The 26,445-nt window shown below is 76.8% G+C and carries 5 protein-coding genes; 1 reads left to right on the top strand and 4 read right to left on the bottom strand.

Annotated elements, in window-relative coordinates; translation table 11 throughout:
- Nucleotides 1-11 precede the first annotated feature (11 nt).
- The 3 genes from ACZ63H_RS16550 to ACZ63H_RS16540 all read right to left on the bottom strand — a co-directional run bounded on the left by ACZ63H_RS16550 (nt 12) and on the right by ACZ63H_RS16540 (nt 22,275).
- Nucleotides 12-19,073, bottom strand: coding sequence for a non-ribosomal peptide synthetase (locus tag ACZ63H_RS16550; RefSeq protein WP_469865530.1), 19,062 nt, complete (start codon nt 19,071-19,073; stop codon nt 12-14).
- 519 nt (nt 19,074-19,592) lie between these two features.
- A complete protein-coding gene (locus ACZ63H_RS16545; RefSeq protein ID WP_469865528.1) occupies nt 19,593-20,966 on the bottom strand; it encodes a serine hydrolase domain-containing protein in 1,374 nt (457 codons plus the stop codon).
- 100 nt (nt 20,967-21,066) lie between these two features.
- A complete protein-coding gene (locus tag ACZ63H_RS16540; RefSeq protein ID WP_469865526.1) occupies nt 21,067-22,275 on the bottom strand; it encodes a cytochrome P450 in 1,209 nt (402 codons plus the stop codon).
- Between the two features lie 1,226 nt (nt 22,276-23,501).
- Between ACZ63H_RS16540 and ACZ63H_RS16535 the strand changes: the two genes are divergently transcribed.
- Nucleotides 23,502-25,655: a SpoIIE family protein phosphatase gene (locus tag ACZ63H_RS16535; RefSeq protein ID WP_469865524.1), complete on the top strand. Its 2,154-nt coding sequence runs from the start codon at nt 23,502-23,504 to the stop codon at nt 25,653-25,655.
- 202 nt (nt 25,656-25,857) lie between these two features.
- Here ACZ63H_RS16535 and ACZ63H_RS16530 read toward each other — a convergent pair whose 3' ends face one another.
- Entirely contained in the window at nt 25,858-26,250 is a 393-nt protein-coding gene (locus ACZ63H_RS16530; RefSeq protein WP_469865522.1) for a hypothetical protein, read from the bottom strand.
- Nucleotides 26,251-26,445: the final 195 nt, after the last annotated feature.

The raw sequence follows: 26,445 nt of genomic DNA, 5'->3' as shown, positions 1-26,445 counted from the left end.
TCGTCGGATCCTCACCGTTCGTCGTGGTCGGGGCCGCCGTACGCGGCGTCTTCGTGGCTGGGCCCGCCGTGTGCGGGGTCTTCCTCGCTGTGCCCGCCGTACGCGGGGTCCTCGTCGGGATCGCCGTACGCGGCCCCTTCCTCGGGATCGCCGTACGCGGCCGCCTCGAGTTCGCTCAGCACCTGCTCCTCCACGAGTTCCGCGAGGGCGGCGATGGTGCGGGAGGCCAGGACGTCGCGGGGGGTCAGCGTGACGCCGAACGCGTCGTTGGCGCGGGAGGCGATGAGCAGGGCGCGCAGGGAGTCGCCGCCGAGGAGGAAGTAGTCGTCCTCGGCGCCCGCGGGCGTCTGGAGGGTCTCCTCCCAGATGGCGGCCAGCGCCTCCTCGGTGGGGGTGCGGGGCGCCACGTACTCCGCCGCCTCCCGTTCCTCGGCCGGGGCCGGGGCGGGCAGGGCGGCCCGGTCGGTCTTGCCGTTCTCGGTGAGCGGGAAGCGGTCCAGCACCACGAACGCCGACGGCACCATGTATGCGGGCAGCGAGCGGGCGGCCAGCTCGCGCAGGCGGGCGGCGGTGGGCGGCTGGGCGCCGGGGGCCGCGAGCAGGTGGGCGACCAGGCGCGGCAGGCCCGGTTCGTCCTCGCGTACGGTCACCACCGCGTCCAGCACGCCCGGGTCGCGGGTGAGGACCGCCTCGACCTCGCCCGCCTCGATGCGGTGGCCGCGCAGCTTGAGCTGGTGGTCGGTGCGGCCCAGGTAGTGCAGCTCGCCCGCGCCGTCGCGGCGCACCAGGTCGCCGGTGCGGTACATGCGGGTGCCGGGCGGCCCGAACGGGTCGGCGCGGAACCGGGCGGCGGTCAGCCCGGGCCGGCCGAGGTAGCCGCGGGCCAGCGCCGGTCCGGTCAGCCACAGTTCGCCGGGGACGCCGTCGGGGACCGGCCGCAGCCGGGCGTCGAGGACGTAGGCGCCGGTGGCGGGCAGCGGGCGGCCGATGGGCGGCGCGGTGCCGTCCGGCTCCAGCGGGGCGGACCAGGTGGCGACGACGGTGGCCTCGGTGGGGCCGTAGGAGTTGACCATGCGGTGGTGCGGGGCCCAGCGGGCGACGAGTTCGGCTCCGCACGCGTCGGCGCCCACGATCAGGGTCTTCAGGTCCGGCAGGGTGCCGGGGGTGTCGGCGGGCAGGGTGGCGAGGGCGGCCGGCGGCAGCAGGGTGTGCGTGACGCGCTCGGCGCGCAGCACGCCGGCCAGTTCGGCGCCGAGCAGCGGGCCGGGCCGGGGGACGACGAGCCGGGCGCCGTGCGGCAGGGACATGCACAGCTCCAGCACGGAGGCGTCGAAGCTGGGCGTGGCGAAGGCCAGCACCCGGTCGCCGGGGGCGACCCGGTAGTGGGCGGCCTCCGCCGCGCTGAACGCGGCGATGCCCCGGTGGGTGACGACGACGCCCTTGGGGGTGCCGGTGGAGCCGGAGGTGTAGATGACGTAGGCCGGGTCGTCCAGGTCGAGCGGGCGGGTCCGGTCGGCGTCGGTGGGCCGGTGTCCCGGGGTGCCGTCCGGGGGCGCGGTGAGCAGGGCGGCGATCTCCTTGGCGTCCAGGGTGAGGGCGGGGGCGGCGTCGCGCAGCATCAGGGCGATCCGCTCCTCGGGGTAGGCGGGGTCCACCGGCAGGAACGCGGCGCCGGTCTTCGCCACGGCGAGCTGGGCCAGCACCATGTCCGCCGAGCGGGGCAGCAGCAGCGCGACGAGGTCGCCGGGTCCGGCGCCCCGGGCGATGAGCCGGTGCGCCAGCCGGTTGGCCCGTGCCTCGGCCTCGGCGAAGGTGAGCAGGGTGCCGGGTGCCTGGAGGGCGGGGTCGGCGGGCCGGCGGTCGACGGCGGCCTCGACGAGGGCGGGCAGGGTGGTGGCCGCGACCGGTGCGGACGCGGGCCGGGACGGGCCGCGCAGCAGCCGTTCCCGGTGGGCGGGCGGGAGCACGTCGAGGTCGTCGAGGCGGGCGGTGCCGTCCGTGGCGGCCAGCGCGTGCAGGGTGTGCAGCAGCTGGCCGGCCATCGAGTCGGCGGTGGCCTGCTCGAAGTACCGCGGGTCGTAGCCGAGTTCGACGGTGAGCCGGTCGCCGGGCGAGACGACCACGGTGATCGGGTAGTTGGTGGCCTCCCGGGCGTCCAGGTCGCGCAGTGCGAGCCCGTGCGCGCCCGCGGTGGCGTCGCCGACCGGGTAGTTCTCGAAGACCACCAGGCTGTCGAACAGGGAGGTCGCGGGCGGGAGTCCGGTGTAGGCGTGCAGCTGGGACAGGGGCAGGTGGTCGTGGCGGCGGTCCTCGGCCCGCGCCTCCTGGAAGGCGCGCAGCCAGGTGTCGCAGCGGGCGGCGCCGTCCACCTCGGTGCGGGCGGGCAGCGTGGTGATGAACAGGCCGGTGATGGTGTCGGCGCCGGGCAGTCCGGCGGGCCGTCCGGAGACGGTGGTGCCGAAGCAGACCTCCCGCTGCCCGCTCCACCGGGCCAGCAGGAGCGCCCAGGCGCCCTGCACCAGGGTGTTGAGGGTGAGGCGGTGGCGGCGGGCGAACTCCGTCAGGCTCCGGGACCGTCCGGGATCGAGCCGCCGGGACAGCCAGGTGCCGGAGCGGGCGGTGGTGCCGGGGGCGGGCCGCCGGTCGTACGGCAGCGGGGTCGGGGCGCCGAGGCCGGCCAGGGCGCCGCGCCAGTGGTCCTCGGCGGCGGCGGTGTCGCGGGCGGCGAGCCAGGCGGCGTAGTCCGCGAACGGCCTGCGCCCGGGCAGCGGGGGCCGCTCGCCCCGGGTGAGGGCGGCGTGCGCGGCCATGACGTCGGACAGGACGTGGAAGACGCTCCAGCCGTCCAGCAGGACGTGGTGGAAGGTCCACACCACCCGGACCGCGTCCGGGCCGAGGCGGACCAGGGCGAGCCGCAGCAGCGGGGCCCGGTCCAGGGCGAGGCCCCGGGCCCGCTCGTCGGCGAGCAGCCGCTCCAGCTCCGCCGCGTGCCGCGCGGCCGGCAGGGCGCTCCAGTCGTGCCCGGTGACCGGCAGGGTCACGTGCCGGTGGACGATCTGGAGCGGCACCGGTACGCCGTGCAGGGCGATCGAGGTGCGCAGCACGGGGGTGTCGTCGACCACGTGCTGCCAGGCGGCGGCCAGGGTCGCGACGTCCTGGGCGCCGTCGGCCACGAAGGTGATCTGCTCGACGTACAGGCCGTGTCCGGCCTCGTCCAGGCCGTGCATCACCATGCCTGCCTGGGTGGGGGTGAGCGGGTAGACGTCCTCGACGTCCGCCCCGTCGCCGACGAGCCGGTCCACGGCCGCCTGGTCCAGCGGTGCGAGCGGGAAGTCGGAGGGGGTGCGGCCGCCCGCGCCGGGTTCGGCGCAGTGCCGGACGATCGCGCGGAGTTCGTCGGTCAGCTCGGCCGCCAGCCGGACCACGGTCTCCCGCCGGTGCAGCCCGTTCGAGTACGACCAGGTGAACTCCAGCCGGTCGTCGGTGACCTGGCCGAGGACGTCGAGGAGGTGCGGCCGCTGCGCCGAGCGGTCCATGCCGCCGGTGAGGCCGCCGTGCGGTGCGTGCAGCAGGCCGCCCGGGGCGGGTGCCGCGTCCGGCCGGCCCAGGTAGTTGAAGCAGACCGGCGGCAGGGCGGGCAGAGCGGGGCCGGCGGTGGGGTGCAGGTGGCGCAGGGCGCCGTAGCCGAGTCCGCCGTGCGGTACGGCCCGCAGGGTCTCCTTGACCGACTTCAGCACGGCGCCGGTGCCGGCGTCCCGGGGCACGTCCAGGGCGACCGGGTACATCGCGGTGAACCAGCCGGTGGTCCGGGCGAGGTCGGTGTCCCCGAACAGGTCCTCGCGGCCGTGGCCCTCCAGGGTGACCGCCACCCGGTCCCGGCCGGTCCAGCGGGCCAGGACCCGGCCGAGCGCGGTGAGCAGCACGTCGTTGACGCGGGTGCGGTACGCCTCCGGCACGTCCTGGAGCAGCCGGCGGGTCTCCTCGGCGTCGAGGCCGGCGGTCACGGTGTCCTCGTCGGCGACGGTGTTCGCGCCGCCGGGACGGTCGACGGGCACCTCGGTGCCGGTGTCCAGCCCCTGCCAGTACGGGAGTTCGCCGTCGAAGCCGCCCGCCCCGGTGTGCGCGGCGAGCCGCCGCGCCCAGTCGCGGAAGGAGGTGCTCTTCGGGGCGAGGGCGGGACGTCCGCCGTCCCGCAGGGCGCGGTAGGCCGTGTCCAGGTCCTCCAGGAGCAGCCGCCAGGACACGGCGTCCACGACGAGGTGGTGGGCGGACAGCAGCAGCACCGGGCGGGCCCCGCCGGCGGGGCGGCACAGCGCGGCCCGCAGCAGCGGCCCGCGGGCCAGGTCGAAGCCGGCGCCGAGGGCACCGGCCACCGTGTCCGGGTCCGCGCCGTGGTGCACCTCCAGGTGCGCCTCCCGGTCGCCGGGGGCGGTGCCGTACTGCCGCCACTTCCCTTCCGGGGTGCGCTCGTAGCGCATGCGGAGCGCGTCGTGGTGTTCCAGTACGGCGGTCAGGGCGGCCCGCAGCAGTGTCTCCTCGGGGTCCGCGGCCAGCTCGTGGGCGACCGTCTGGCTGAAGTGGGCCGCGTCGCCGGTGAGGGTGGACAGCAGCCAGTGCTGGACGGGGGTGAGCGGGGTGTCGCCGGTCACCGGGCCCTGCTCGGCGGTGACGGCCGAGGCCGGCAGCCGTTCGGCCGCGGCGGCCAGCTCGGCCAGGGTCTGGTGGGTGAACAGGTGCCGGGGGGTCAGCGCGAGACCGGCCCGGCGGGCGGCGGAGACGATCCGGATGCCGAGGACGGAGTCGCCGCCGAGCGTGAAGTAGTTGTCGTCCGCGCCGACCTCGGGCACGCCCAGCACCTCGGTCCAGATCGCGGCGAGGGTCCGCTCGGCCTCGGTGCGCGGCGGCCGGCCGGCCGTCCCGGCGGCCGGCGCTCCCCACGCGGGCACGGGCAGCGCCCGCCGGTCGAGCTTGCCGGTGGCCCCCAGCGGCAGCCGCTCCAGCGGTACGACGAGCGCGGGGACGAGGTGGTCGGGCAGGCTCCGGGCGAGGAAGGCACGCAGTTCGGCGGGGTCGGGCAGGCCGCCCGGGTCCGGCGAAGTGGTCGTCCCCGGTGTTCCGGGGCCGTCCGCCGGGGCCGGCGTGCGAGGCACCGCGTATCCCACTAGGCGGCGGTGGCCGTCGTGTTCGAGGACGCGGGCCGCCGCCGCGGCCACGGCCGGGTGGCGGGCCAGGGCGGCCTCGACCTCGCCGAGTTCGATGCGGAAGCCGCGCACCTTCACCTGGTCGTCGCCGCGGCCGAGGTAGACGAGGTCGCCGTCGGCCGTCCAGCGGACCAGGTCGCCGGTGCGGTACATGCGGCCGCCCGGCGGACCGAACGGGTCGGGCAGGAAGCGGGCGGCGGTCAGGCCCGGGCGGCCGAGGTAGCCGCGGGCGACACCGGTCCCGGCGAGGAACAGCTCGCCGGGCACACCGGCCGGCACCGGCCGCATCCGCTCGTCCAGGACGAGGGCGCGGGTGCCGCCGATCGGCCGGCCGATCGGCGGGTCGCGGTCGGGGTCGGCCGGGTCGCAGGTGAAGGCGGTGGCGTAGACGGTGGCCTCGGTGGGGCCGTAGATGTTGCGCACCTCGCTGCCCGGGACGGCGTCGCGGACCCGGCGTACGGTCCGGGCGGGCAGCCCCTCCCCCGCGAGGACGACGGTGTCGGCGGTGATCCGTACGGCGTCCTCGGCGAGCAGCCGGTCCAGCGCCGAGGGCACCGCGCTGAGCAGTCCGGCCCGCCAGGGCCCGGGGCGCTCGGCGAGGGCCAGCAGGTCGCGGACGATCTCCACGCAGCCGCCGGACAGCAGCGGCGCGAAGATCTCGAAGACCGACACGTCGAAGTTGAGCGAGGTGGAGGCCACCACGTGGTGCAGTCCCCGGCCGGCGAACTCGGCCGCCGCCCAGTCGGCGAGGGCGAGGACGGAGGCGTGGCTGACGACGACGCCCTTGGGGCGGCCGGTGGAGCCGGAGGTGTGGATGACGTAGGCCGGGTGGCCGGGCAGCAGGGTGCCGTGCCGTTCGTCGTCGCCGACCGGGGTGTCCGGCGCGCCGGGGTCCGCGTCCTCCAACAGGATCCGGGTGAAGGGTCCTTCGGGCAGCCGGCCGGCGGTCCCGGCGGCGGTGATCACGGCGTCGGGCCGTACGTCCTCGAAGAGGAACGCGACCCGCTCGGCCGGGTACTGGGGGTCGACGGGCAGGTAGCCGGCGCCGCTCTTGAGCACCGCGAGGAGGGCCGTGACCAGGTCGGCGGTGCGGGGCAGGCAGAGCGCGACGAAGCGTTCGGGGCCGGCGCCGGCGGCGATGAGCCGCCGGGCCAGCCGGCTGGAGCGGGCGTCGAGTTCGCGGTAGGTGAGCAGGTGGTCGCCGTGCCGGACGGCCGGGGCGCCGGGGGTGCGTTCGGCCTGCCGCCGGAACGCGTCGGGCAGGGTGCCCCGGGGTGCCTCGGCGGTCCGCCCGCCGAACCGGGCCACCAGCGCCCGCTCCTCGGCCGGGTCCAGCAGCGGCAGTTCGGCCAGGCGGCGGTCGAGGCCGGCGGCCATGCCGGTCAGCAGGGCGCGCAGGGACTCGCCGAGCGCGGTGACCGTCGTGGCGTCGAAGGCGGCGGGGTCGTAGTCCAGGTTCACGGTGAGGGTGTCGCCCGGCGCGACGACCACGCTGAGCGGGTAGTTGGTGGGCTCCAGGTCCCGTTCCTGCTCCATGGCGAGGCCGTGCCGGGCGAGCGCGCCCGCGTCGAAGGGGTAGTTCTCGAACACCACGAGGGAGTCGAACAGCGCGGTCCCGCCCGGCACTTCGCTCCAGGACTGCACCTGGGCCAGCGAGACGAAGTCGTGGCGGCGGGCCTCGGACTGGGCGGCCTGGAGCTCCTCCAGCCATTCGGGCAGCCGGCGGGATCCGTCGACGCGGACCCGGGTGGGCAGGGTGTTGATGAACAGGCCCACCATCGAGGTGACGCCGGGCAGTTCGGCGGGCCGGCCGGAGACGGTGGTGCCGAACACCACGTCGGTGCCGCCGCCGTAGCGGGACAGCAGCAGCGCCCACGCGCCCTGCAGCACGGTGTTGAGGGTGAGCCCGGCGCGCTGGGCCGTCTCCCGCAGCCGCGCGGAGACGTCCGGGCCGAGGGTCATGCGCACGGAGCCGGAGGAGGAGGCGCGGTGGGCCCCGTCGGGGCGCCGGTCGCGGGGCAGCCCGGTGGGGGCCTGGAAGCCGGCCAGGGTGGTGCGCCAGTACCGCTCGGCGCGGCCGGTGTCGCGCCCGGCGAGCCAGCGCAGGTAGTCGGCGAAGGGCCTGCGTTCGGGGGTGTGCGGGCGGCGCCCGGAGACGAGGGCGGCGTACCGCTCGCAGACCTCGTCGAAGACCTGGGCGGCGCTCCAGCCGTCGAGCAGGACGTGGTGGAAGGTCCACACCAGGCGGACCCGGTCCGGGGACAGCCGGATCAGGGCGAGCCGCATCAGGGGCGCGGCGCCGAGGTCGATGCCCCGCTCGCGGTCCTCGGCGAGCAGCCGGTCCAGTTCGCGTGCGCGGCGCTCCCCGGGCCAGGCGGACCAGTCGTGGTGGGTGACGGGCACGGTGGCCCGATGCCGGACGACCTGGAGCGGTTCGGGGGTCTCCTGCCAGACCAGGCGGGTGCGCAGCACCGGGTTGGCGTCGGCGGTGTGCTGCCAGGCCGCGGCGAGCGCGTGCGGGTCGGTGACGCCGGCCAGCACGAGCTGGACCTGGTTGACGTAGGTGCGGCCGGCCGGTTCGAGCAGGCTGTGGAAGAGCATGCCCTCCTGCATCGGCGTGAGCGGGTAGACGTCCTGGACGTCCCGGCCGTCGCCGGCGACGCGGTCCACGGCGGTCTGGTCGAGCCGGGCCAGCGGGAAGTCCGACGGGGTACGGCCGCCCGCGCCGGGGCGGGCGCAGTGGGCGACGATGTCACCGAGCGCGGTCAGCATGCCCTCGGCGAGGGCGGTGACGGTCTCCTCGCGGTGCCGTCCGCTGCCGTAGTACCAGGTGATCTCCAGCCGGTCGTCCTCCACGCGGGCGACGACGTCCAGCAGGTGCGGCCGTTCGGCGTCCGGCGCCTCCGCGCCGCCCAGGCCGCCGGGCACCGCCCGGACCAGGGCGGCGTCCTCGGCGGACCAGTCGAAGCGGCCCAGGTAGTTGAAGCTGATGCCGGGTTCGGGGGCGTCGGTGAGGCGTGGGTCGCCGAGGAGGTGGCGCAGCACGCCGTAGCCGAGCCCCCGGCCGGGCACGGCCCGCAGCTGTTCCTTGACCGCCTTCAGGGCGGTGCCCCAGTCCCCCGCCGGAACGGTCAGGGCGACCGGGTACAGGGCGGTGAACCAGCCGACCGTGCGGGACAGGTCGACGTCCTCGGCCGACCGGTCCTCGCGGCCGTGTCCCTCCAGGCCGACGGCGACGGTGGCGCGTCCGGTCCAGTCGGCGAGGACCCGGCCCAGCGCGGTGAGCAGGACGTCGTCCACGCCGGTGCGGTAGACGCCGGGCACGCGGCGCAGCAGGGCGTCGGTGCGCTCGCGGTCGAGCCGTACGGTCACCTCCCGGACATCGGCCGTGGTGTTGCCGCCCGTGCCGTCCACGGGCAGCGGGTCGGCCGAGACCCGGGCGGTGCGCTCCCAGTGGGCGAGCTGGCCGCCGACGTCGAGGCCGCGCAGTCGGCGGACCCACTCGGCCGCGGAGGTGGTGCGGGCGGGCAGCCGTACGGGCTCTCCGGCGGCGGCCTGCCGGTAGGCGGTCTCCAGGTCCTCCAGCAGGATCCGCCAGGAGACGCCGTCGACCACCAGGTGGTGGGCGACGAGCAGCAGCCGGGCGGGCCGGCCGTCGTCGGCGGTGAACAGGCGGGCGAGGAACAGCGGACCGTTCCCGAGGTCGAGTCGGGCGTGGGTCGCCGCCGTGACGGCTTCCTCCTCCCGCCGGTCGTGGCGTCCGAGCAGTTCGGGGACCGGGCCGTCGTGGGCGGCGATGTCCTGCTGCCAGGCGCCGTCGCCGGCGCGGCGGAACCGGGCGCGCAGGGCGTCGTGGTGGGTCCACAGGGCGGTGAGGGCGCGGCGCAGGGCGTCCTCGTCCACCGGTCCGGGCGTCTCCACGACGACGGACTGGTTGAAGAAGGCGGGGTGCGCGGGTGCCGCGTCCAGGAACCAGTGCTGGATCGGGGTGAGGCCGGCCGGTCCGGCGACCGGTGCGGTGCCGGCGACGGCGGGTGCCGCGCCGCCGCCGGCGGTGGCCAGTTCGGCCACCGTGGGGTGCCGGAACAGGTCGCGGGGGGTGAGGGCGAGTCCGGCGGCGCGGGCCCGGGAGACCACCTGGATGCTGAGGATGGAGTCGCCGCCGAGCATGAAGAAGTTGTCGTCGACGCCGACGCGTTCGACGCCGAGCAGCTCGGCCCAGATCCCGGCGAGGATCCGCTCGGTGCCGGTGCGCGGCTCGCGGTGGGTCCGCTCGCCGCCCGCCGACCAGTCGGGGGCGGGCAGCCGCCGCCGGTCGACCTTGCCGTTGGCCGTCAGCGGCAGCCCGGGGACGGTGACGAACGCGGCGGGCAGCATGTAGTCGGGCAGTCCGGCCGCCAGGTGGGCCCGCAGATCGGCGGCGGAGGGCACCTCGGCGCCTTCGGCCGGTACGAGGTGGGCGGCGAGCCGCTTGCGTCCGGCGTCCTCGTACAGGGAGACGACGGCCTCGGCGACGGCGGGGTGGGCGGTGAGCCGGGCCTCGATCTCGGCGGGTTCGACGCGGAAGCCGCGGATCTTGATCTGGTCGTCGGCGCGGCCGACGAAGTGCAGTTCGCCGTCGGCGCTCCAGCGCACCAGGTCGCCGGTGCGGTACATCCGGGTGCCGGGCGGGCCGTAGGGGTCGGCGACGTAGCGGGCGGCGGTCGCGCCCGGTCGGCCCGCGTAGCCCCGGGCCAGGCCCGCGCCCGCGATGTACAGCTCGCCGGGGATGCCGGGCGGCTGGGGCTGGAGGGCGGGGTCCAGGACGTAGACGCGGGTGTTGTCCAGGGGGCGGCCGATGGGCAGGACGGCGGGCAGCGGGTCGCCGGAGCGGAAGACGCGGCGGGTGGCGAAGGTGGTGGTCTCGGTGGGGCCGTAGCCGTCCACGACGGTCAGGCCGGGGCAGGCGTCCAGGACCCGGCGGACCACCGCGCCGGGCACGGCCTCGCCGCCCGTCCACACCTCGCGGGCGCCGCGCAGGCAGCCGGGGTCCTCCTGGGCCAGCAGCCGGAACAGGCCGGCGGTCAGCCACAGGCAGCGCACGCCCCGCTCGGTGACGGCGCGGCGGACCTGGGCGGCGTCGAGTCCGGTGGGCGGGGCGAGGACGGCCGTGCCGCCGCGCAGCAGCGGCACCCACACCTCGTAGGTGGCGGCGTCGAAGGCGTGCGGCGAGTGCACCAGGACCCGGTCGTGCCCGGCGAAGGCGCGGTCCAGGGCGAGCGCGACGACGTCCCGCTGGCGCACCGCGACGCCCTTGGGGGTGCCGGTGGAGCCCGAGGTGAACATCAGGTACTGGACGTTGTCGGGGTGGACGGCGGACACCGGCGCGCCGTGCGCGACGGAGGTGTCGTCGACCCGCAGGACGCCGTCTGCGGGCAGCAGCTCCCGGGCCGTCCGCTCCCGGCCGGCGTCGGTGAGCAGCAGGTCCGCGCCGGCCTCGGCCAGCGTCCGGCGCAGCCGTTCGGCCGGGGCCCTGCCGTCCAGCGGCACGTAGACCCCGCCGGTGCGGACCAGCGCGAGCTGGGTGACGATCAGGTCCGCGGACCGGTCCATGAGCACGCCGACCGGGCGTTCCGGCCGCACTCCGAGCCCGGCCAGCCGGCCCGCCAGCGCCTCGGCCCGGGCGTCGAGTTCGCGGTAGGTGAGCCGGTCGTCCCCGGCCTCCAGGGCCACGGCGTGGGGGGTGCGGCGCACCTGCGCGGCGAAGAGGGCGGCGACGGTGGTGTCGGGCAGGTCGGTGGCGGTGTCGTTCCAGGCGCGCAGCACCTGCGCGCGGCGGTCGGGGGTGAGCAGCGGCAGCCGGGCGGGCGGGCGGAGGGAGCCGGCGGGCAGGTGGGTGAGCAGCACGGTCAGGTACTCGGCCATGCGCTCGGCGGTGCCGGTGTCGAACAGGGCGGGGTCGTAGCCGAGCCGCAGGGCGAGCTCCGGGCCGGGGTAGGCGGTGAGGCTCAGCGGGTAGTTGGTGGTCTCGACGCCCTCCAGGCCGCTGAGGCGCAGCCCGTGGGCGGCGGCGAGGCCGTCGTCCACCGGGTAGTTCTCGAAGACGACGATGCTGTCGAACAGCCCGGTCCGTTCGGGGAGTTCGGTGAACGTCTTCAGCCGGGTGAGGGGCAGGTGGTCGAAGCGGCGGTCCTCGCTCTGGTCGTGCTGGAGGGCGCGCAGCCAGTCCAGCAGGGTGCCGTGGCCGGGGACGGTGACCCGGGTGGGCAGGGTGGTGATGAACAGGCCGGTCATGGTGTCGGCGCCGGGCAGCTCGGGCGGCCGGCCGGCGACGGTGGTGCCGAACACCACCTCTTGTCGGCCCGCCTGCCGGGCGAGCAGCAGCGCCCAGGCGCCCTGCACCAGGGTGTTGAGGGTGAGTCCCGAGGTCCGGGCCAGCTCCTGGAGCGCCCGGGTGGCGGCCGGGGGCAGTGTGCGGCGCACGGCGTGGGTGGACTCGGCGCGGTGGGCCTCGCGCGGCTCGCGGTCGTAGGGCAGCCGGGTGGCCTCGGTCAGCCCGGACAGGCGTCGCCGCCAGTGTCCCTCGGCCTCGGCGGGGTCGCGCTGCCCGAGCCAGGCCACGTACTCCCGGTGCGGCGCGCGGTGCGGGAGGGCGTCGGGGCCGGTTCCGGCGTGGTGGGCGAAGACGTCCGAGAGGACCTGGAACATGCTCCAGCCGTCCAGCAGCAGGTGGTGGAAGGACCACACCACGCGCACGGCGGTGCCGGACAGGCGGATCAGGAGCAGGCGTTGCAGCGGGGCCCGCCCGAGGTCGATGCCCCGCGCGCGGTCCCGGGCGAGGACGTCGTCCAGCCGGGTGCGGCGCTCGTCCCCGGTCAGGTCGCGCCAGTCCAGGTGGGTGACCGGCAGGCGCGGGTGGGCCTCCACCACCAGCAGCGGTTCGGGCACGTCCTGCCAGACGACCCGGGCGCGCAGCGTCTCGGTGCGGTCGGTCACGTGCTGCCAGGCGGCGGCGAGGGCGCCGGGGTCGGGCACGCCGTCCAGGACGAACGTCAGCTGCTGGAGGTAGACCGCGCGGTCGTCCTGGGACAGGCCGTGGAAGAGCATGCCCGCCTGGGTCGGGGTGAGCGGGTACACGTCCGCCACCGCCGCCGGGTCCGGGCCGGTGATCCGGTCGACGGCGGCCTGGTCGAGCCGGGCCAGCGGGAAGTCGGACGGGGTGCGGCCGGCGGCCTCCGGCCGGGCGGCGTGGCGGGCGAGGTCGGCGAGCGCGTCGGCGAACCGCCGGGCGAGACCGGCGACCTCCTCCTCCCGGTGCGGTCCGTCCGCGTAGAACCAGGTGAACTCCAGCCGTTCGTCCGTGAGCCGCCCGACGACCTCCAGGGCGTGCGGGCGGGCAGCCGCCGGGTCGGCGTCCAGCTCCAGGGGGCGTACGGTGCCCCGGTAGAGGCCGTCGGGGTCCTGCGGCAGTTCCATCCGGCCCAGGTAGTTGAAGCTGATCCGCGCCCGCGGGGCGGGTGGCGGCGCCTCCCCTCCGGCGAGCCGGCGCAGGGCGTCGTACCCGAGGCCGTGCCGGGGTACGGCGCGCAGCTGCTCCTTGACCCGCTTCAGCACGGTGTCCCAGCCGGCGTCCTCGGGGACGGCGAGCGCGACGGGGTACCGGGTGGTGAACCAGCCGGCCGTGCGGCTGATGTCGAGGTCGGGGAAGAGTTCCTCGCGGCCGTGTCCCTCGACGTCGACCAGCACCCGCTCCAGGCCGCTCCAGCCGCACAGGGCCCGGCCGAGGGCGCCGAGCAGGACGTCGTTGGCCTGGGTGCGGTAGGTGTCGGGCAGGGTGCGCAGCAGCGCCGAGGTGTCCTCGGGGCTCAGCCGCACGGTGACCGCGCGCTGTTCTGCGTAGGTGCCGGCGGGGCCCGTCGGCGGCGGGGGCGCGGTCGCGGGCAGGGCCCGGGCCCAGTAGGCGCGTTCGTCGTCGAAGCCGCCGTCCGCCGCGTGGGCGGCGAGCCGGCGGGCCCACTGGCGCAGCGGCGAGGACTTGGCGGGCAGCGCGGCGGCGCCGTCGCGGCCGGCCCGGCGGGCCCGGTAGGCGCGGTCCAGGTCCTCCAGCAGCAGCCGCCAGGAGACGCCGTCGACGACCAGGTGGTGGACGGCGAGGTGCAGCACCGGGGACGGGCCGGTGCCGGTGTCGTGCAGGACGGCCCGCAGCAGCGGTCCCCGGGCGAGGTCGAAGGGGCCGAAGTGGGGGGTGTCGGTCTCCGGACCGGTGTGCCGGTCCAGGCGCAGGCGGGGCACCCGCTCCTCGACGCTCCAGACGGGGGCGCCGTCCGGGCCGTCGGCGGTGAAGCGGGAGCGCAGGGCGTCGTGGTGGGCGACCAGGTCGTTCAGCGCGTCCTGGAGCGCCGCCGGGTCCAGGTCGCCGGGCAGCCGGAGGGACAGCGCCTGGGCGTAGTGGCCGGCGCGTCCGGCGGCGGCGTCGAACAGCCAGTGCTGGATGGGGGTCAGGGGGGCGGTGCCGGTGGCCGCCTCCGGTGCGGGGGCGGCCTCGCGCGGGCCGCCGGCGGCGTCCGCGCGGCGGGCCAGGGCGGCGACGGTCTGGTGCTGGTAGACGTCCCGCGAGGTCAGCGGCAGGCCCTCCTGCCGGGCGCGCGCCACCACCTGGATGCTGAGGATCGAGTCGCCGCCGAGTTCGAAGAAGTTGTCGTCGACGCCGATCCGGTCCACCCGCAGCACCTCGGCCCAGATCGCGGCGAGGGCGCGCTCGGTGGGGGTGCGGGGCGCGACGTGCCGTACGGCGCGCGCGGCGGGCCCGGGGTCGGGGAGCCGGCCGCGGTCGACCTTGCCGTTGGGGCTGAGCGGCAGGGCGTCCAGCACGACGACGACCGACGGGACCATGTAGTCGGGCAGGGTGCGGCCGAGTTCCCGGCGTACGGCCTCGGGGTCCGTCCGCTGTCCGGGGGCCGGGACGGCGTAACCGACCAGGCGCCGGTGGCCGTCGCCGTCGGTGGCGGCGACGGCCGCGGCCTCGGCCACGCCGGCGCAGCCGCGCAGCGCCTCCTCCACCTCGCCCAGCTCGATGCGGAAGCCGCGCACCTTGACCTGCTGGTCGGTCCGGCCGACGTACTCCAGCGCGCCGTCGGCGCGGCGGCGCACCAGGTCGCCGGTGCGGTACATGCGCTCCCCCGGCGCGCCGAACGGGTCGGCGACGAACCGGGCGGCGGTCAGCCCGGGCCGGTTCAGGTAGCCGCGGGCCAGGCCGGCTCCGCCGAGGTACAGCTCGCCGGTGATGCCGACGGGCTGCGGCCGCAGGGCGCCGTCCAGGACGTAGGCCCGGGTGAGTGCCACCGGGGCGCCGATGGGCGGGGCCTGCTCCGGCAGCCGGTCCCCGGCGAACCAGGCGGTGGCGTACACGGTGGCCTCGGTGGGGCCGTAGATGTTGGCGATGCGGCAGCCGGGCAGGGCGGCGCGCAGCTCGTGGAGCGTCTGGGCGGGCAGTGCCTCGCCGGCGAGGACGACGGTGCCGGCGGTCACCGGCGCCGTGCCGCCCGCGATCAGCCGGGAGACGACGGAGGGCACGCCGCTGAGCAGCCCGGCCCGCCGGGGTCCGGTGCCGTCGGCGAGGGCCGACAGGCCGGCGACGACCTCGACGGTGCCGCCGGCCGTGAGCGGGCAGAGCAGTTCGAAGACGGAGACGTCGAAGTTGAGGGAGGTCGCGGCGATGACATGGGCCAGTCCCCGGGCGCCGAACCGCTCCCCCGCCCACCGGGCCAGCGCGGCGACCGTGCGGTGGGTGACCACGACGCCCTTGGGGCGGCCGGTGGAACCGGAGGTGTAGATGACGTAGGCGGGATGGTCCGGCAGCAGCGGGCGGAGCCGGTCGGCGTCGGTGAGGTCCGTGTCGGGCACGGCCGGGTCGGCGCAGTCCTCCAGGTACAGCGGGTCGCAGTCCGGTGGCAGGGCGGGGGCGGTCTCCCGGGTGGCGACGACGAGGGCGGGCCGGGCGTCGGCGAGCATGAACCCGACCCGCTCGGCGGGATAGCCGGGGTCGACGGGGAGGTAGGCGGCGCCCGAGGCGAGCACCGCCCACAGCACGGGCACGAGGTCGGCGGTGCGCGGCAGGCACAGCGCGACCAGGGTCTCCGGGCCCGCGCCGCGCGCGACGAGCTGCCGGGCCAGCCGGCCCGCGCGCCGGGCGGCCTCGGCGTAGTCCAGCCGGTCCGGGCCGCAGATCACGGCCGTGCGGTCCGGGGTGCGGGCCGCCTGGGCGTGCAGCAGGTCGGGCAGCGTGGCGTGGCCGGTGTCCCGGAGCCGGCGGGCGGGCGGGTTCCAGCTGTCCACCAGGGTGCGCTGTTCCCCGGCGGAGAGCATGGGCAGTTCGGCCAGGGTGCGGCCCGGGCCGTCCGCCATGCCCTCCAGCAGGCGGTGCAGATGGGCGGTCATCCGGGCCACGGTCGCCGCGTCGAACAGGTCCGTGTTGAACTCGGCGGTCAGCACCGAGCCGCCGTCCGCGTCCGGGGTGAACTCCAGGACCAGGTCGAAGCGGGCGGCCGGGCGGGGCAGCGGATGCTCGGCAAGGCGCAGCCCCCCGGCGAGCGGCGGCACGGGCAGCGCGCTCTGCTGGACGACGAGTGCCTGGATCAGCGGGGTGCGACTGGGGTCGCGGGGCGGGGCGAGTTCCTCCACCACCCGGTCGAACGGCACGCCGTCGTGGGCGAAGGCGTCCAGCACGGTCGTGCGCATGCTCTCCACGAACCGGTCCACGGTGGCCCGCTCGTCCACCTCGCCGCGCAGCACCACGGTGTTGGCGAAGAACCCGGGCACGTCCTCCAGGTCGCGTCTGCCGCGGCCGGTGGTGACGGTGCCGAACGCGATGTCCCGCTGTCCCGAGTAGCGCGAGAACAGCAGGGCGGCCGCGCCCGCGAACAGGGTGAACACGGTGGTGCCGCGCCCGGCGGCCAGGTGCCGCAGCCGGGCGATCAACGCGGCGGGCAGGACGTGGCGGTGGGCCGCGCCGGCGGTGGTGCGCACGGCGGGACGCGGCCGGTCCGTGGGCAGCTCCAGTTGCTGAAGGCCCGTCAGGTGCCGCTTCCAGTAGGCCAGGTCGGCACCGTCCGCGTCGCCGGCCCGCCGCCGTCGCTCCCACACCGCGAAGTCCGGGTACTGCACGCCGGGTTCGGGCAGGCCGTCGGGGGTGCCGGTGGCCTCGGCGTGGTAGAGGGCGGCGAGTTCGCGGGTGAGGACGCCGACGGACCAGCCGTCGGTGACGATGTGGTGCTGGGCCAGGAGGAGTACGTGCTCCTCGGCGCCCAGCCGGACGAGCAGGGCCCGGGTGAGCGGGCCGGCCGCCAGGTCGAAGGGGCGGTTCAGCTCCTCGGTGAGCAGCGCCTCGACGGCTTCCTCCGTGCCGGGGGCGCCGGCGAGGTCGGCCGTCCGCAGCGGCAGTTCGGGTTCCGCCGCGATCCGCTGCACGCCCTGGCCGTCGGCGGTGGCGAACGTGGTGCGCAGGGAGGCGTGCCGGGCCGCGAGCCGGCGCAGGGAGCGGCGCAGCGCGTCCGTGTCCAGGGCGCCGCGCAGCCGCAGGGCCACGCCGGTGTTGTACTCGGTGCCGCCGCCGGAGAGGTCGTCCAGGTACCACAGCCGTCGCTGGGCGCTGGACAGCGGCAGGCCGTCCCCGGCCGGGGCGGGTGAGATCGGTTCCGGGGCGGCGGCGGCCGACGGGTCGGCCAGCAGGGGGGCGAGGGCGGCGACGGTCCGCGCGGTGAACACGTCCCGTACGGTCAGCCGGACGCCCAGCTCGTCCCGGATGCGGGCGAGGAGCCGGGCGGCGAGGAGGGAATCTCCGCCCAGGTCGAAGAAGTCGTCGGTCACCCCGACCGTGCCGACGCCCAGCACCCGGGCCCAGATAGCGGCGAGCGCCCGCTCCCGCTCCGACCGGGGCGCCACCTGCCCGCCCGTGACCGTGCGTCCCGGCGCGGGCAGCGCCCGCCGGTCGATCTTGTGCTGCGGGGTGAGCGGCATCCGCTCCAGCACCACGACGGCGGCGGGCACCATGTGCGCGGGCAACAGGGCGGCTACGGCGCCGCGCAGGGCGGCGGGGTCGAGCGGGCCTGCGGGGTCCGCGGGGTCGAGCGGGCCTGCGGGGTCCGCGGGGTCGCGCGGGCCGGACGTGTCGGCCGGTACGGCGGCGTCGCGGGGCCCGGCGGCGTCACGGGGGCCCGCGGAACCGGCCGGGGCGGCGGGAACCGGCGGTTCGGCGCGACCGGCCGGCGCGGCGGAAGCGCGCGGCCCGGCGGAGCCGGCCGGGCCGTGCGGCTCGGCCGCGTCGGCGGGGTCACGCGACTCGTCGGCGCCGTCCGGGAAGGCGGTGCGAGGCGGTTCGGCGGCGGCCGGTGCGGCGACGTCGGCCCCGGTGGCGCCGGCCCCGGTGACGTTTCGCGGCGCGGCGGCGTCGGCCGGGGCTACGGCGTCAGCCGGTACGGCGGGGGCCCTCCGGTCCGCCGGGGTGACGTACGCGACGAGGCGCTGGTGGCCCGGTTCGTCCTCGCGGACCACGACCACCGCCTCGCCGACCGACCCGCCCCCGGCGCGGCGCAGGGCCGCCTCGATCTCGCCGGGCTCGATGCGGAAGCCGCGGATCTTCACCTGCCGGTCCAGCCGCCCCAGGTACTCCAGTTCCCCGTCGGCGGTCCAGCGCGCCCGGTCCCCGGTGCGGTACAGGCGGGCGCCGGGCGCGCCGAAGGGGTCGGCGACGAACCGGGCGGCGGTCAGGCCCGGACGGCCCAGGTAACCGCGGGCCACCGCGTCGCCGCCGATGTACAACTCCCCGTCCGCGCCGGGCGGTACGGGCCGCATCGCGGCGTCGAGGACGTACACCCGGGTGTGCGGCAGGGCGCCGCCGATCGTCGGGGTGCCCCGGCCGGCGCCGAGCGGCCCGGTCCAGGTGGCGACGATGGTGGACTCGGTCGGCCCATAGGAGTTGATCATGCGGCGGCCGGGCGCCCAGCGGTCCACGAGCCCCGCCGGGCAGGCCTCGGCACCCACGATCAGCGTGCGCAGACCACGCCCCGCGCCCCGCGCCGGATCGGGCAGCGTGGCCAGCGCGGCGGGCGGGATGAGGGCGTGGGTGATGCCGAAGTCGTCCAGGACGGCGGCGAGTTCGTCGCCCAGCCAGGGTCCGTGCGGCGGTACGACGAGCGTGGCGCCGCACAGGACGGAGACGCAGAGTTCCAGCACGGAGGCGTCGAAGCTCGGCGAGGAGAACTGGAGCACCCGGTCGCCGGGGCCCACCGCGTACCGTTCGGCGGCGGCCGAGGTGAAGCCGCCGAGCCCGCGATGGGTGACCGTGACGCCCTTGGGGGTGCCGGTGGAACCCGAGGTGTAGATGACGTACGCCGCGTGGTCCGCGCCGGTTTCCGGCCGCGGCGCACTGCCGTCCCCGGCGGCCTCCGGCTCTCCCGTGTCCAGCAGTGCGCCGACCTCGCGCGGATCGTCCAGGGTGACGGCCGGGCCGGCGTCGGCGAGCATCAGCGCCCGTCGCTCGGCGGGATAGGCGGGGTCCACGGGCAGGAAGGCGGCACCCGCCCGCGCGACGGCCAGCTCGGCCGCGATCAGTTCCATGGAGCGCGGCAGGACCAGGGCCACGACCCGGTCCGGACCCGCTCCCCGCCGCGTCAGGTGCGCGGCCAACCGGTCGGCGCGGGCGGCCAGTTCGCGGTAGGTCCAGGTCCGCCGCCCGTCGGTGAGGGCCGGTGCGTCCGGGGTACGGGCCACCCAGGCGGTGAACAGCTCGCCGAGCGTCGGGTACGCCGTCGCCGCGCCGCTCTCCGGCGAGCCGGCGGCGGGGCCGGACTGCGGCAGGGGGGACGCCGGAGCGGGCTTGTCGTGCAGGTCCGTCATGGGTCGAGTCCTTTGGAGAGCGGGACGATACGGCGCGGGGCGACCCCGGTGGGCGTCGGGGCGGGGAGCGGGAGCGGGTCACCGGGGATGCGTGACGGGGTGGCGGTGCGGGGCGGCGGGGCCTGGTGCCGGGCAGCCGTGTCCGGTGCCGGGGCGGGACGGCCGGTCACGGAGGCGCCGGGCGAGGCCCGGGCCGCCGGATCCGGGGCCCGTCCGCCGCCCGGGCAGCCGGGCACCGGACGGGCCGGCACCGGTCTTCGGCGACGCCCGGGCCGTCGCACCGGACCGCGGCCGAGGCCCCGGCCGGACCCGGAGCCCGGGTCCACGACGGCCACCGGTGCCCGGCGGCCGCACCCACGCAACCGGCCGCGCCAGGACGCCGGGACCGGAACGGAAGCGGGACGCGAAGGCGAACCGGAACCGGACCGAAACCGGCGCCGGGCCCGAATCGGCACGGCGGCACGGCGGCACGGCACCTACCGGTACCGGCACCGATGCCGGTACCGGCGGCGCGCCGCCTCAGCCGTCGTCGGTGCGGCGGGCCGTGCGCCCGGAGATCTGTACCCGGTCGACCCGGCCGGTGGCCGGATCGCGGTGGAACCGCCCGCCGGGTTCGAGGCGCCCGGTGGCCGGATCGCGCAGATCGCAGGACAGGTCGGCGTAGCAGACCAGCGGCAGCGGCAGGTCCCCGTCCACGGACAGCGCCGGCGTGCCGTCGGGGCCGGGCGCGACGCGGTAGGTCGTGGTGCCGTTGCGGTACGTGCCCTCGCAGCCGGGCAGGGCGACGGGCCGGCCCCGGTCCGGCGTGGGCGCACCGGCCGGTACCGGGATGCCGGTGAGCCGGGTCACCTCTTCGGCGAGGTCGTGCCAGAGGGCGGTCGCAGCGCCGGCGTTGCCGGTGAAGGCCACGACGGTGCCGCCGGCCGCGTCGGCCCGCAGGTGGCAGGACGTGCCCTGGGCGTTGCCGTCGTGGCCGCACCAGATCCGGTCGTCCCGCCGGTACAGGGCCAGGCCGGGACCCCAGCCGTCGGCCAGCGTGCCGGGGCGGGCGGCGCGCTCGGGGCGGCGCATCTCCTTGGCGACGGCGGGCGGCAGCAGGTCGGAGCGGCCGGTGAGCGCGTTGCCGAACGCGATCAGGTCCAGGGCGCTCGCGAGCAGCGCGCCGGCCGGCGCCTCCAGCGGCGCGAGGTTCTGCCGGGCCGGACGGGCCTGGCCGGTCGCGGTGTTGACGGCGTGTCCGGCCGCCACGGGGCGGGCGGGCGCGGTGTCGCCGGTGAACGCGGGCCGGATGCCGAGGGGTTCGAGGAGCAGCGCCCGGACCGCCTCGGGCCACGGCATGCCGGTGACCGTCTCCACCAGCCGTCCGGCGGCGACGTAGCCGGCGTTGGAGTAGGAGAAGTCGGTCCCCGGCGCGAAGAGCAGATCGCGGTCGGTGCAGACGGTGGCGAGATACCGCGAGGCGGTGGTCGCGGCGGCGGTGTCCGAATCCGGGCCGGTGGGTAACCCGCCGGTGTGGGACAGGAGGTGACGTATCGTCACCTCGGGTATCCCGGCCAACTCCGGGAGCTGGCCGGCGGCGGGCTCGTCCAGGTCGAGGTCGCCGTCGTCGGCCAGGAGCAGGACGAGCGCGGCGGTGAAGGGCTTGGTGAGCGAGCCCAGCGGGACGGCGGTGTCCGCGGTGAGGGGGCTGCCGGTCGTGACGTCGGCGGTGCCGGTGTGCACGGCGATCACGTCCGTGCCGGTGTCCAGGGCCAGTTGGGCGCCGGGCACCCGGTGGGCCCGGGCCAGCGTGTCGAGCCGGTCCTGCAGCTCCCGGTGCAGGTCCTGCGGCTCCCGGGGGGACGGGGACGGTGTCCGGGAGGCGGCCGGGGCGGCGGGGATGGTGTACGGCATGAGAGGGGGACTCCGTTGGGTGGGTCTCAAGTGCGGGTGTGCCGGTCCGGCCCTGACGAGCGGTACGGGGCCGGCCGGGGGGCGCTGCGGCGCGCCGGGGCTACGGTCTGCGCACCTCGACGGGCAGCTGCCGTACGCCGACGATGACGGCCGGGTTCTGGTAGGCGATGTCCTCGTAGGAGGGGATCGTCAGTATGCGGAATCGTTCATGCAATGTACGCAGGGCGATCCGCGCCTCCAGCCGGGCCAGGGGTGCGCCGAAACAGAAGTGGATGCCGTGCCCGAAGGTGAGGTGGGGATTGGGGTTGCGGGTCACGTCGAAGGCGTCGGGTGCGGTGAACCGGGCGGGGTCCCGGTTGGCGGCGCCCAGGTGGGCCATCAGCAGGGCGTCCGCCGGGATGTCGTGGCCGCCGAGGACCACCGGGCGGGTGACCCGGCGGCCCAGCTCGGGGAAGGGCGGCAGCCAGCGCAGCACCTCCTCGACGGCGGCCGGGATGCGCGCGGGGTCGGCGCGCAGCGCGGCGTCCGTGCCGGGGTGCCGGTCGAAGGCGACGACGGCGTTGCCGAGCAGCGCGGTCGTGGTGATGTGCCCGGCGACCAGCAGCAGCGCCACGAAGCCGACCATCTCCTGGTCCCGCAGGCGCACCCCGTCCACCTCGGCGGCGATCAGCCTGCTGGTGAGGTCGTCGCCGGGGTCGGCGCGCCGGGCGCGGATGTACTCCAGCATGTAGCCGTTCATCTCGCGCACCGTGGGGGCGATGGCCTCCAGGGCCCGCTCCAGGTCGGCCATGTCGGGTGCCTCGCCGAGCTGGTCGCCGCCGAACAGGACGCCCGCCCACTCCTGGAAGAGGCGGTGTTCCTCGGCCGGGATGCCGAGGAGTTCGGCGATGACGATGATCGGCAGCGGGTAGGCCAGCGCATCCACCAGGTCGAACCGGTCGCGGTCGGCGACGGCGTCCAGCAGCCGGGCGCAGACGGCCTCGATCCGGGGCCCGAGTCCCTGAACGACCCGGGGGGTGAAGGCCTGGCTGACCAGGGCGCGGAGCTTGCGGTGTTCCGGTGGGTCCATGCCGACGAAGTTGCCCTGCGTGAAGGTCTCGAAGTCGGGCTGGGTGGGGGTGAGGGCGGACAGGTCCGAGGAGTAGGTCGCCGGATCGGCGAGCACGGTGGCGACGGTCTCGTGGTCCACCACCTGCCAGACGCCCTGTGCCTCGTCGTGGCGCACCGGTCCGTCCTCGCGTAAGCCTCGCCAGCGGTGGGGCAACTCCTCCAGCAGGAGGCGTTCGCCCGTCGGTTGCTTGCTGATCACCTTGTCTCCTTGCTAGCGGCTGGCGCGTGCGGGCACAGGGGGTCATGCGTGCGGTGGCCGTCGGACACCGGGCCCGCGTCCGGTTCCGGACACGGCCGGGCCGACGCTTTCGGGACATCGGACGGGGGGCGGCGCGTGGCCGGCGCGGCCTTTGGGCGCGCGGCGGTACGTCAGCCGCCGGCCCGTCGCCGGGGCGGGCCGGCGGCCCTCAACACGTGCGGTGCAGGACGCGGCGACCGCGCGGCCGGCCACGGCCCCGCGGCGAGCCCGGTTGCATGGCGCGCCAAACCGACATATCCCATCCCCTCGGCGATACCTCCCGCGCAGCGATCGCACGGGCCCCTCCCGGCTCCTGTACGGACAGCGGGGCCCCCAGCCCCGGCCGTTCGAAACGAGGTTCGAGATGACGCGTTATCGGCGTCCGCCACCCCGTGATGTGCATGGTGCGCACCCCGGGACACCTTCGTTTCGAGGGAACTCGGCCACAGTCTTCACGGTGCGTCACCCGCAAGCAACCCCCTGAAGTTGAACGCAGAGTACTGTGCCGCTGATTTTGCGTCATCGTTGGGCCATTCCACCGGCTTCCCCACCGGCCGGAAGGCGGCGTCCGCTTAGCGGCCCCGCGTGTGCCCCGGCGCCTCGTCCGCAAACCGGCTCGCGGGAGAAAAGATGCCGAAGTGACGTGTGGGGGGCGGTTGTTCGTCCGCCGGACACGCGGACCGGTGCCTACCGTCCAGTACACCGGGTTGGCCGAACCTCGCCTGATCTGGGATGACGATTCGGCCAGGGAACACGCCCGGCAGACCGCCGCGAGGCCGGCGCGACACGCCGTGGGCGGACCCGGCCCCGCCGCCGGCACACCGGGGCTGCCCCGCCCTTCCCCGTTCCGGCAGCGGACCGCGCCGGGATCCGGAACGCGCCGAACGCTTTTCCCCCGCATGCTTTCGGCCATCGTGGCGTGACCAGGGGCGCACAGACGGCAACGCGTTCACCACCCGCGCCTTGCGTGCCCGCCCGTGCGCCCCGCTCCGCCGGGCCCGCCGCATCGGGCCGCACCCCCGCCGAGCCGCGCCCCCCGGCGCCGGCCGGCCGCCCCCTTCCCCGGCACCACCGCTCGTGGGAGCGAACGGACGACAGCGCGAGGAGCCGGTCCCGGGGCCGCTCGCCGTGCGCGGGGCGCCGCCCCGAGGGAGTCTTGTGCCCTGGACGCGGCGCGACCGGAGGAGGTGGTCGGCGTGTCCGACGGGCCGGACCCGGCACCGGCGGCGGAGGGGGCGGTGGCCGCCCAGCCGGTGCTGTCGCTCGCGCTGGTGTCGATGATGCACGAGGTCCGCGCGCACTCCGGCGCGGTGTACCTGCTCCCGTCCGACGAGCCGGTCCTGCGGATGGCGGTGCACGCGGGCATGCCCCGGGCCTTCGCGGCACCGTGGGAGCGGGTGGGGCTGAGCGCCCCGCTGCCGGTGGCGGACGCGGTGCGCGAACGGCGCCTGGTGTGGGTGGGCGGCGAGGAGCAGATGGCCCGCTGCTACCCCCGGATCGCGGTCGTGCTGCCGTACCCGTTCTCGCTCGCCGCGCTGCCCGTGGCGACGGAGCGGCGCGTGTACGGCGCGGTGTTCGTGACCTGGCCCGGCGGCCACGCGCCGGAGCTGTCCGACGCCGAGCGCGGCCACCTGTGGGCGGCCTGCGAGCGGCTGGCGCTGCGGCTGGAACGGTCGGTGGCGCGGGACGGGCCGCTCGGCCGGGAGGAGGACGTGACGGCGTCGGCGGTGGCCGGGGCCGCGACGGTGGCGGAGACGCTGGGCTCGGTCGAGGCGGCCCGGCTGGTGTCCCGGCTGCCGTACGGGCTGATCTCGCTGGACCTGCACGGCCGGATCGGCTTCGTGAACCCGGCCGCCGCCGAGCTGCTCGGCCGGCCGGCCGGGAAACTGCTGGGCACGCCCCTGTGGGCGTCGGTGCCCTGGCTGAACGACCCGATGTACGAGGACCGGTACCGGGCGGCGCTGCTCAGCCAGCAGATGACGTCGTTCGTGGCGCTGCGCCCGCCCGGGGACTGGCTGCGGTTCCGGCTGTACCCCGGCACCACCGGGCTGAGCGTACGCGTCAGCCGGGCCCGTTCGGTGACGGAGATCCCGCACGGGGCCCGGCAGGCGGGCCCGGTTCCGTCCCGGCTGGTGACGATCTCCCAGGTGCTGAGCCTGGCGGGCGCGCTGACCGAGGCGGTCGGGGTGCGGGACGTGGTGCGGCTGGTCTGGGACGAGGTGGCCACGGCCGTCGGCAGCCAGGCGATGGCGATCCTCGGCTCCCAGGGCGGGCGGATGCACGTGCTCGGGCACCACGGCTACCGGGACCCGCACATCGTGGAGCGGTTCGAGGGGCTGCCGCTGGCCGAGCGGACCCCGGGCACCCAGGCGCTCAGCACCGGGGTGCCGGCGTTCTTCGACTCCCGGGCGCACCTGGAGCGGCTGTATCCGAGCCGGCACGAGACCCCGGACGGCTTCGCGGCCTGGGCGTACCTTCCGCTGATCGCGTCCGGCCGGCCGGTGGGCACCTGTGTGCTGGCGTACGCCGAGCCGCATGTGTTCCCCGCCGACGAGCGGGCGGTGCTGACCTCGCTCGGCGGGATGATCGCACAGGCCCTGGACCGGGCCCGGCTCTACGACGCGAAACACAGCCTGGCGCACGGCCTCCAGCAGGCGCTGCTGCCCCACTCGCTGGCACCGCCGCCCGGCATCGAGGCGGCGGCCCGCTATCTGCCGGCCACGCACGGCATGGAGATCGGCGGCGACTTCTACGACCTGGTGCCGGCCCGGCCGCTGGCGGCGGCGGTGATCGGGGACGTCCAGGGGCACAACGTGACGGCGGCGGGCCTGATGGGGCAGATCCGCACCGGCGTCCGGGCGTACACCACGGTGGGGCAGGCGCCGCACGAGGTGATCGGCAGCACCAACCGGCTGCTGATCGATCTCGGGGCCGAGCTGTTCGCCAGCTGTCTGTATCTGCGGCTGGACCCGGCGCGCGGACGGGCCGTGATGGCGCGGGCGGGCCATCCGCCGCCGCTGCTGCGCCGGCCGGACGGGAAGGTGCGGGTGCTGGACCTGGCCGGGGGTCCGCTGCTCGGCATCGACGCCTCGGCCGTCTACCCCACGACCGAGGTGCCCCTGGCCCCCGGCTCACTGCTCGTCCTGTACACCGACGGACTGGTGGAGTCCCCCGGTGTCGACATCGAGGACGCGCTGGCGGACCTCGGCGCGCTGCTCGCCGATGCCGGCGACCGGCCGCTGGAGAGCCTGGCCGACGAGGTGATCCGGCACAGCACGGCGGCCCGCGCGCGGGTGGACGACGTGGCGGTGCTCCTGCTGCGCGCACGCGCCGACGGCTGAACCCCGCCCGGGGACGCGCCTGGCCGCCGGGGCCCGGCCCACCGCCGGGCGCCGGCGGTGCGGACGCTCCCGCCGGACGACGGGGTCCGCGCAGGCCGCCCGGGGGTGCGGGTCCGGCCCTCCCGCCGGAGGGCCGGACCGCTCCCCGCCGGCTGGAACCGAGGGGGGCCGGCCGGGGAGTCTGAGGGGCGCACCGGTCCGCTCAGCGCGTACCGGCCGGGGACGACGGCCCGTCGTCGTCCGCCGCGCCTGAACCGGAGGCGCCCGTGCTGTTGCCGACCCGGCGGACGACCGCGCCGGCCCTTCCCGCCCGGGCGGCGGCGTCGTCGCCGGCCACGTTGGCGACGAGTTGCTGCCGCGCGCTGTCGTAGTGGGAGCCGGCCAAGGCGTCGCCGAGGATCCTCCGCAGCCGCGTGCCGAGGTCCGGTGCGTCCGTGGCCCTGAGGGTCCTCGCGGCGCCGAGGGCGCCGGACGCCCGGCCGCCGTCCCCCGGGTCACGGGAGGCGTCGGCATGGGGCAGCAGGAAGGCCGCCGCGCCGAGTGCCGCGACACCGCCCACCGCCATCGCGGCCCTGTGCCTGGGCTTTGGACTCAACCTTCTCGACCTCCTGGGGCGGGGGCCCGCCGCCCGCGGGCGGTGCGGACCGGGGCGCATGGCGCGGCGCCTGGACAGCCGTACGTACGCACCGCGGGCGCGGTGTGTTCAGTTCCGGTTCCGTACGGCCGCGGCGGCGCGGCGAACCGGCCACGTTCCGCGTGCCGCGAGGGACGGGCGGGAACAATCACCCCC

This window comes from Streptomyces sp. NPDC104831, from assembly GCF_055583025.1.
This window is presented reverse-complemented; position numbering and strand designations above follow the sequence as displayed.

Coding starts and splice junctions, on each gene's coding strand:
- ACZ63H_RS16545 (WP_469865528.1), bottom strand. CDS start 20,966: ATGCCGTACACCATCCCCGCCGCCCCGGCCGCCTCCCGGACACCGTCC.
- ACZ63H_RS16550 (WP_469865530.1), bottom strand. CDS start 19,073: ATGACGGACCTGCACGACAAGCCCGCTCCGGCGTCCCCCCTGCCGCAG.